This window comes from Lacticaseibacillus suihuaensis, assembly GCF_054785075.1.
In genome coordinates this window covers 1-3,128 of sequence record NZ_BAAGBJ010000029.1, presented here as the reverse complement: position 1 = coordinate 3,128, position 3,128 = coordinate 1, and the positions used below count along the sequence as shown (strand labels likewise).

Annotated in this window: 2 rRNA genes; both read left to right on the top strand. The window is 52.0% G+C overall.

The window, feature by feature from the left end:
- Positions 1–11: 11 nt before the first annotated feature.
- Positions 12–2,928: ribosomal RNA gene (locus tag ACYVRZ_RS12980) — 23S ribosomal RNA — on the top strand.
- 81 nt (positions 2,929–3,009) lie between these two features.
- Positions 3,010–3,126 (top strand): 5S ribosomal RNA (rrf, locus tag ACYVRZ_RS12975).
- Positions 3,127–3,128 lie beyond the last annotated feature (2 nt).

Genomic DNA, 3,128 nt, shown 5'->3' with positions numbered 1-3,128 from the left:
TTGTAGATCAAGGTCAAGTTACAAAGGGCGCACGGTGGATGCCTTGGCACTAGGAGCCGATGAAGGACGGAACTAATACCGATATGCCTCGGGGAGCTATACGTAAGCTTTGATCCGGGGATTTCCGAATGGGGGAACCCAGTCACCGTCAGGTGATTATTCATGTGTGAATACATAGCACATGAAAGGCAGACGCAGGGAACTGAAACATCTAAGTACCTGCAGGAAGAGAAAGCAAACGCGATTCCCATAGTAGCGGCGAGCGAAGTGGGAACAGCCCAAACCAAGAGGCTTGCCTCTTGGGGTTGTAGGACTGAACATTGGAGTTACCAAGTTAGCGGATAGACGAAGTCAGCTGGAAAGCTGCGCGAAACAGGGTGAAAGCCCCGTAGTTGAAATCTGTTAGCCTCCGTTCAGGATCCTGAGTACGGCGGAGCACGTGAAATTCCGTCGGAATCCGGGTGGACCATCACCCAAGGCTAAATACTCCCTAGTGACCGATAGTGAACCAGTACCGTGAGGGAAAGGTGAAAAGCACCCCGGAAGGGGAGTGAAATAGTTCCTGAAACCGTGTGCCTACAATTAGTCGGAGCCCGTTAATGGGTGACGGCGTGCCTTTTGTAGAATGAACCGGCGAGTTACGCTAACATGCGAGGTTAAGGTGAAAAGCCGGAGCCGTAGCGAAAGCGAGTCTGAATAGGGCGACGTAGTATGTTGGTGTAGACCCGAAACCAAGTGACCTACCCATGACCAGGTTGAAGGTGTGGTAAAACACACTGGAGGACCGAACCCGTGTATGTTGAAAAATGCTGGGATGAGTTGTGGGTAGCGGTGAAATTCCAAACGAACTTGGAGATAGCTGGTTCTCTCCGAAATAGCTTTAGGGCTAGCCTCAGAGGATGGATATTGGAGGTAGAGCACTGTTTGGACTAGGGGCCCGTCAAGGGTTACTGAATTCAGATAAACTCCGAATACCAATCATCTTACTCTGGGAGTCAGACAGTGAGCGATAAGGTCCATTGTCGAAAGGGGAACAGCCCAGATCACCAGTTAAGGTCCCTAAATCTATGCTAAGTGGAAAAGGATGTGGCGTTGCACAGACAACTAGGATGTTGGCTCAGAAGCAGCCACCATTTAAAGAGTGCGTAATAGCTCACTAGTCGAGTGACCCTGCGCCGAAAATATACCGGGGCTAAGCATAGTACCGAAACTGTGGATGCATCCGTAAGGATGTGTGGTAGGAGAGCGTTCCATAGGCGTTGAAGGTCGATCGTGAGGACGGCTGGAGCGTATGGAAGTGAGAATGCCGGCATGAGTAGCGAAAGACAGGTGAGAATCCTGTCCACCGTATGACTAAGGTTTCCTGGGGAAGGCTCGTCCTCCCAGGGTTAGTCGGGACCTAAGGCGAGGCCGAGAGGCGTAGTCGATGGCAAACAGGTTGAGATTCCTGTACTAGATCATTTTGTTTGAACAATGGCGGGACGCAGGAGGCTAAGACAAGCACCCAGCTGGAAACGGGTGTCCAAGCAGTTAGTCTGGTGGTGAGTGAAATGCTTACCGCCTTAAGGATAAGCTGTGATGGGGAGCGAAATTTAAGTAGCGAAGTGTCCGATGTCACACTGCCTAGAAAAGCGTCTAGTTAGAAATGATCTACCCGTACCGCAAACCGACACAGGTAGTCGAGGCGAGTAGCCTCAGGTGAGCGAGCGAACTCTCGTTAAGGAACTCGGCAAAATGACCCCGTAACTTCGGAAGAAGGGGTGCTGACCGCAAGGTCAGCCGCAGTGAATAGGCCCAAACAACTGTTTATCAAAAACACAGGTCTCTGCTAAATCGTAAGATGACGTATAGGGGCTGACACCTGCCCGGTGCTGGAAGGTTAAGAGGATGAGTTAGCGCAAGCGAAGCCCAGAATTGAAGCCCCAGTAAACGGCGGCCGTAACTATAACGGTCCTAAGGTAGCGAAATTCCTTGTCGGGTAAGTTCCGACCCGCACGAAAGGTGTAATGATTTGGGCACTGTCTCAACGAGAGACTCGGTGAAATTATAGTACCCGTGAAGATGCGGGTTACCCGCGACAGGACGGAAAGACCCCATGGAGCTTTACTGTAGCTTGATATTGAGTGTTTGTACCGCTTGTACAGGATAGGTAGGAGCCGTAGAGACCGGAACGCTAGTTTCGGAGGAGGCATTGGTGGGATACTACCCTTGCTGTATGAACACTCTAACCCGCGCCACTAAGCGTGGCGGGAGACAGTGTCAGGTGGGCAGTTTGACTGGGGCGGTCGCCTCCTAAAATGTAACGGAGGCGCCCAAAGGTTCCCTCAGAATGGTTGGAAATCATTCGCAGAGTGTAAAGGTATAAGGGAGCTTGACTGCGAGACTGACAAGTCGAGCAGGGACGAAAGTCGGGCTTAGTGATCCGGTGGTTCCGTATGGAAGGGCCATCGCTCAACGGATAAAAGCTACCCTGGGGATAACAGGCTTATCTCCCCCAAGAGTCCACATCGACGGGGAGGTTTGGCACCTCGATGTCGGCTCATCGCATCCTGGGGCTGTAGTCGGTCCCAAGGGTTGGGCTGTTCGCCCATTAAAGCGGTACGCGAGCTGGGTTCAGAACGTCGTGAGACAGTTCGGTCCCTATCCGTCGCGGGCGCAGGAAATTTGAGAGGAGCTGTCCTTAGTACGAGAGGACCGGGATGGACGTTCCGCTGGTGTACCAGTTGTGCCGCCAGGCGCATCGCTGGGTAGCTATGAATGGAAGGGATAAACGCTGAAAGCATCTAAGTGTGAAGCCCCCCTCGAGATGAGATTTCCCATTCCGTAAGGAAGTAAGACCCCTGAGAGATGATCAGGTAGATAGGCTGGGAGTGGAAGTGCAGCGATGCATGGAGCGGACCAGTACTAATCGGTCGAGGACTTGACCTAAAAGCGTAACGAATACGCGTTCAAGACAAGAAAACAATGATGTCCAGTTTTGAGAGTACAAAGCTCTCAGTTAAATAGAAGTGCGGTGGCGATAGCGAGAAGGATACACCTGTTCCCATGCCGAACACAGAAGTTAAGCTTCTCAACGCCGAGAGTAGTTGGTGGGTGACTGCCTGCGAGGGTAGGAAGCTGCCGCGCTT